A 6,374-nucleotide genomic window follows, 5' to 3' on the forward strand; every position below is an offset into this window, starting at 1 on the left:
GGTACACATAAAGATACATTAGAAAAAAATGATTTGCATCAGTTTGCAGAAGTATTGAAAAAAGTACATACTTTAAAAATAGAGAAAGATCCTATACTGTTAGAAACACTGGTCGAGACAAAATCAAAGGCAGTGAAGGATGCTTTTGCAACCTTAGAGAGGTTTCCGTCTGAATATGTGTTGTGTCACAATGATCTCAATCCTCGTAATATACTCTTTACAGAAACGATTCAATTGATAGACTGGGAAGACGCAGCCATAAACGACAGGTATTTTGATCTGGCATCGGTATGTGTTGAGTTTAATCTAAACAAAGAAGATGAAGTTTATTTTTTACAACGTTACTTTATTAGAGAAAATAAAATCAATGATGAAAAGCTCAAAGCGTATAAGATCATTTATCAAGCCTTATGCACCCAATGGTTTGAAAACTTGGAGAAGAAAAGCTAAATTTAGCAGACGCCTCCTCCACATGGAGATTGACCCGTAGCAAAAAACCGGGCTGTCACAGTATCCATCGTTGAGATATGTGTTTGAAGCCAAGCCGGTAAAGTTTCTATAAAATAGATCTTTAGTGCCTGTATATCTCTTTTCTGCTGCCAATGGGAAAATAGATTTCGCATCTCCTGGAGTGCTCTGTCATGTTCACCTTTGTGTGCAAGGTAAGGAGGAAAACGCATCTCTTGCATTTTGATCTCTTCATTTTGAAAATGGATAACCGTATGTTCTATCCACTCCTTATAGAGCTTGTCTATAGCTGTTGCACTCTCATCGCTGCCATCATATTTTAATATATGTTCAAAAATATTGTTAATGATATCGACATCTTCTTTGTGGACCTCATTCATAAAGTCCATATCAACTTGTGGTATTTCATGATGATCTATAAGCATAGGTTTCCTTGTATAGTATTATTCTACAGTCACAGATTTAGCCAGGTTTCTTGGCATATCTACATCATTCCCAAGTCTTACAGAAATTTCAAGTGCAAGCAGTTGTGTCACGACCATCATTTCAAAAAACTCTAACATAGGATGAGAATCATATGTTGTTTGTATAAAGTCATCAGCCAAGTCAAATGGTTCTGGTGAGATGGCCAATATCGTTGCATCTCTGGCACTTAATTCTTCTACATTTGATTTGATCTTATCGTAGTGCATGGTTTTTGGCATAAGTGCAATGGTGAAGAGTTCACTATCAGCCAAGGCAATAGGACCATGTTTCATCTCACCTGCAGGGTAACCTTCTGCGTGCAAGTAACTTATCTCTTTAAGTTTTAATGCCCCTTCAAGCGCAAGCGGGAAGAAGATATCTCTGCCGATGAAGAAGAAACCATGTCCATGGAGATAGCGTTTTGAGAGTCTATGGAGTTTTTCATGTAACTTATCAGTGACGATCAGTGCTTTAGGTGTATGCAGCATTGCACCGATTTCAGTTTTGAGTATCTCTTTTGAAACCGTGTCTTTTTCTTGACCTACATAGAGAGCCAGCATCCAAAGCACCATCGTCTGCGTCGCAAAAGCTTTAGTACTTGCAACCCCTTTTTCTATACCGGCTCTCGTTAAGATGGCAGCATCACTTTCCCGAACGATAGAAGAGTTGTCAACATTACAGATACTCAGACTTCTCAGTCCTGCACGTTTTGCCATTTTTAGGGCTTCCAGGGTATCTGCTGTCTCACCACTTTGTGAAATAGTGATGAAGAGAGTGTCTTGTGTGAGTAAAGGATCTTTGTATCTAAACTCAGAGGCGATCTCAACATCACATCTTACTTTTGCGATACGTTCAAAGAGATATGCAGAGGTTAGGGCAGAGTGATAACTGGTACCACAGGCACAGATCTTGATAGCAGAGATCCCTTCAAAGAAGTTTTCATCTAGTTCATCAAAAGCAATTGCATCATCAAGTACACGTCCCATCATCGTCTCACTCATTACGCGACTTTGTTCATAGATCTCTTTTTCCATGAAAAAACGGTATCCATCTTTTTGAGCAAGTATCTTATCAGCGGAGAGTGTTTGTGTAGTGAAACTTTTACTTCCATTTTTGTCAAATAGATGCACCTTACCCTCGTGGACATAACCATACTCGCCATCTTCAAGATAATAAACTTCTGTCGCTTTACCTATTACGGGAGTATCTGAAGAGGCGAAATAAACTTCATCTTTATCAAATCCTACAAGCATAGGAGAACCATTTTTTGCAAAGAAAATGATATCTGGTGCTGCTTCAGTGATAAGCAGGGTTGCATAAGCACCTTCTAATCTTTTGATGGTTTTTTCAAAGGCAGGAAAGGAATCATTAGATACATTATAATATTTTTCAAATAGATGCACGATCGTTTCAGTATCAGTCTGACTAAGGAAAGTTACACCTTCATTTTGTAGTTCAGTTTTTAGTTCTTGATAGTTTTCGATGATCCCATTATGAACAACATAAGAGTATGCACCTAAGTGTGGATGTGCATTGAGTTCTGTTGGTTTACCATGTGTTGCCCATCTGGTGTGACCAATAGAGATACCAAACCCTTCACTTTTATAGGCTTTTGTTTTTTCACGCAGGTTTTCTAATTTACCTATGGCTTTATAGTCATGAAGTTTGTTGCCTTCAATGACAGCAATACCGGCAGAATCATATCCTCTGTATTCAAGTTCTTGTAAGCCTTCGAGCAATATCTCTTTTTTTTCTTTAGGTCCTATATATCCAACGATTCCACACATCTTATTCATTTCCTGTAAGTTTATCTATTATAGTTTCAACATTATGACAAAAGTTTCCATGCTTTTCGATGAGAAACATATCTCTTACCCGGCTTTTAAGTGTATGTATCTTTGCCGTAGCAATGTCAATGCCCATATCATCAAAGATATTAATAATATAGGCAAGCAAACCTTTTTGATCTTTACAGTTGAGATGCATAGCAGCATACGTTTTTGAATGCTCACAGTCTATTTGAATTTCAGATGGATCTATATGAGGTATCTGTGGAGTACTGATTTTACCAGGTTTAAATGCATTATGAATCATCTCTTCGATGAAACCTATATCTTCTGCATCCACTGTTTGAGAAAAATCTATTTTAAAATATTTCAGATCATCAAAAAGTTTACATATATCCATATGGACCACATTTAAACTTGAAAGTTTTGCAAGAAGGTAACTTAAATTAAAGTCATCTCTTCTGATCACTTCAATTGTCAAATATTTGTCATTATTGATCGAAAATTCATAGTTTTTCGTTTCAAATGCTTTTTTTGTAATGGCAAGTATGCGTTTTGTGTTATACCGTAAAAAGAGAAGGTTTGAAGGAATATGTAAAATCTTTCTTTGTTGGATTTTACTCAATACTTGAAAATCAGCATTGCGTTGCAGTGTCAACTCCTTTTTCAAACGTTTCTCTGTTTCATCAAGTATAGTGGTTTGTCCCAAAACAGCTAAAGTTTGTTTATAAAGTGTTTTTATGAGTTTTGCATTGAAAGAATTATAGGTACCTTCACCAACACCATTCATATCGGCATATGTCACGATATAAATCATGTCCAAGAGTTTTTTTGTTTTAAAATGTGAAGCAAAAGAGAGTATTACGGTCTCACTATATATATCTTCTCTTTGTGCGACTTTACTCATGAGTGTATGGTAGGTGATGAGTGTCTCTCCAATATTTATCAAACTCTCTTCTATTTGCAGTCTTTGTGAAAATACTTTAAAAAGAGAAGCACCTACAAAATGATGATCCCGCTTACGCCCTTTCCCAGCATCATGCAAAAATACGACTAGTTTAAGCATGGCTTTTTCATCGTTAGAGAGTGTTTCCCATAGTGTTTGTATAAAATGGTCTTTGATGTGTTCCAAATGGTAGAGGCATTTGAGTGAATGGATATCTACAGCATACTGATGATATCCATCAAATTGAGGAAGATCAACCACTTTTTTAATAGGAGGGATTGTATATCTCAAAAGTTTGGAATAAGAGAGTGTTCTAAAAATAGAATAACAATGTGGTTGATAAAATAATGTTCTGATAGTTCTATACAGTGCCTTAGTTAGTCTTTCGGGTTTATTGATGCTGATGAGTTGCTGTAGTAATGTCGGATGAGCATAAAAAGGTTTGTCAGTATATTCTTTCAAGTGTATAAGAATATCATTGAAGTTTTTCATATCCTTTTGAGGGTAAATATAGTTTTTACTTGTATCATCCTCTTTGTAATCTTTGGTAAGTGTATCAAGCCAGATAATACTGTAGAGTCTGATAGTTTTAAGGCTGTCTGTGACTTTTTTAGTAAAACGCATATGTCCTTTCTGACTATTTTCATATCCAAGCAGTGTAGCAATACCAGGTATAAGGTCAAGTCGTAATTGATCCTCCTTTTTCTTTGCAACAAGATGGAGTGCAGAACGTACACGAAATAAAAATTCTAAGGCAATACGAAAGGTTTGGTACTCATTTTCATCTACAATAGTAGAGGGAAGATTTTTTATATTATTGACATTAAAAAGTATTTTTCCTATCCAAAAAACAAGATTTGCATCACGAAAACCACCTACACCTTCTTTAAGATTTGGTTCCATTGTAAGTGGGTATTTTCTATGTTTTATCTCTTGTTCTTCCAGTTTAAGTCGTATGAACTCTTTTATATTGTCATGGCGTATCTGAGAGATCGCATTTTGTGTTTCAGTCCATACAAAAATTGAACCTTCGATCATGCGTGATTCAATCAAGGCCGTCTTTATAGTTATATCCGTTTGAGACACTCCATACAGATCATCGATCGTATGTACCCTATGTCCCAGTTTTAAACCGGTATCCCAAAGAATATAAAGCATTTTTTCGATCAACTCTTTTACATTGTATCCGGGGATATCTTTATAGACCAGCATGAGGTCAATATCGGAATGTACACAAAGTTGTTCTCTACCGTAAGAGCCAAGTGCAACTAGTGCAAGGGGGATGGAGTTTTTCATAGGAAGATAATCCCCGAACATATCCCGTGTAGCAACTTTATAGACCAGCTTGAGGATACTGTCTATTTTTTTCGTATGCTTAACAAGAAAATCTTTCCCTCCAGAAGTAGAAAAAGTCTCTTCAAGGGTGTCAAAATAGATTTTAATATCTTTTTTAAGTACTTTAGCGATCTCAAAATCAGCGGCATTATCATAAAGTAATTCCTCTATTTGGGCTTTAACTGTATCCAATATTACTCTCCATAATGTTATATTGGTATAATACCCAAAAATAACTATGGATGTACTCAGAATGGATTTGATACAAAAGGTACGTAACAAAGAGAGACTCACCCAAGAAGAGGGTGAAGCACTTTATGACTTGGACCTCTATACACTTGGTGAACTCGCTGATGAAATTCGTAGAGAGAAGTATGGCAATAAAAGTTACTTTAATATAAACCGACATATAAACCCTACCAACGTATGTGCAGATATCTGTAAGTTTTGTGCCTACTCTGCAAGTAGAAAAAATCCAAACCAATATACTATGACGCATGAAGAGATCTTAGACATTGTAAAAAATTCAGTTAAGAACGGTGCAAAAGAGATGCACATTGTCTCTGCACACAATCCTAATGATGGTGTAGAGTGGTATATGGGTGCATTCAGAAAGATCAAAGAAGCGTTTCCTGATCTACATGTGAAAGCGATGACAGCCGCAGAGATAGACTTTTTGACCAGAGAGTATGGACATAGCTATGATGAAGTTATAGCTATGATGATAGAAAATGGTGTAGATTCTATGCCTGGTGGTGGTGCAGAGATCTTTGATGAAGAGGTACGTGAATATCTGTGTAAGGGTAAAGTGACTTCAGACCAGTGGATAGAGATACACCAAAAATGGCATGAGAGAGGCAGAGAAAGTAATGCCACCATGCTCTTTGGACATATAGAGACACGTGCACATCGTATAGACCACATGATAAGACTACGTGACTTGCAAGACAAAACAGGTGGATTTAATGCCTTTATCCCTTTAGTCTATCAAAGAGACAATAACTTTCTAAAAGTGAAAGATTTTCCGTCAGGGCAAGAAATACTCAAAACCTATGCTATTAGTCGGATTATGTTAGATAACATTCCACACATTAAAGCATACTGGGTTACTGCGTCGGTCAATCTCGCACTGATTGCCCAAGAGTTTGGTTGTGATGATCTGGATGGTACGATAGAAAAAGAATCTATTCAATCTGCTGCCGGTGCAGCAAGCAGTCACGGTATGGATCTTCATGATTTTGTAGCACTGATCAAAAACTCTGGTTTTCAACCCATAGAACGTGATAGCCTTTATAATGAGTTGAAAGTCTATTAGTATGGAAAAACGTTATTATCCTTATGAAGATTTTTTGGCCGATACAAAAGATCTGACA

General features: G+C 36.6%; 5 protein-coding genes. 2 read left to right on the top strand and 3 right to left on the bottom strand.

All coding sequences use genetic code 11. From position 1 onward, the window contains the following. Positions 1 to 450 (top strand): phosphotransferase family protein (locus ABZC96_RS07515; RefSeq protein ID WP_373030189.1); only part of this gene is annotated, 450 nt, incomplete at its 5' end. A 2-nt stretch (positions 451 to 452) separates the two neighbouring features. On the opposite strand, the gene ABZC96_RS07520 is transcribed toward ABZC96_RS07515, so the two are convergent. The 3 genes from ABZC96_RS07520 to ABZC96_RS07530 are packed head-to-tail and all read right to left on the bottom strand — an operon-like array spanning position 453 to position 5,193. After that, positions 453 to 893: a bacteriohemerythrin gene (locus ABZC96_RS07520; protein WP_373030190.1), complete on the bottom strand. Its 441-nt coding sequence runs from the start codon at positions 891 to 893 to the stop codon at positions 453 to 455. An 18-nt stretch (positions 894 to 911) separates the two neighbouring features. Next, positions 912 to 2,720: a glutamine--fructose-6-phosphate transaminase (isomerizing) gene (glmS, locus tag ABZC96_RS07525; protein WP_373030196.1), complete on the bottom strand. Its 1,809-nt coding sequence runs from the start codon at positions 2,718 to 2,720 to the stop codon at positions 912 to 914. A gap of 1 nt (position 2,721) precedes the next feature. Further along, the gene (locus ABZC96_RS07530; protein WP_373030192.1) at positions 2,722 to 5,193 is read right to left on the bottom strand and encodes a nucleotidyltransferase; all 2,472 of its coding nucleotides are present in this window, start codon (positions 5,191 to 5,193) and stop codon (positions 2,722 to 2,724) included. Between the two features lie 61 nt (positions 5,194 to 5,254). Here ABZC96_RS07530 and mqnE point away from each other — a divergent pair, with 61 nt between their 5' ends. Continuing rightward, entirely contained in the window at positions 5,255 to 6,316 is a 1,062-nt protein-coding gene (mqnE, locus tag ABZC96_RS07535; RefSeq protein ID WP_373030194.1) for an aminofutalosine synthase MqnE, read from the top strand. Positions 6,317 to 6,374 lie beyond the last annotated feature (58 nt).

The sequence above is a fragment of the Sulfurovum sp. genome (assembly GCF_041551015.1).
Classification (GTDB): Bacteria; Campylobacterota; Campylobacteria; order Campylobacterales; family Sulfurovaceae; genus Sulfurovum.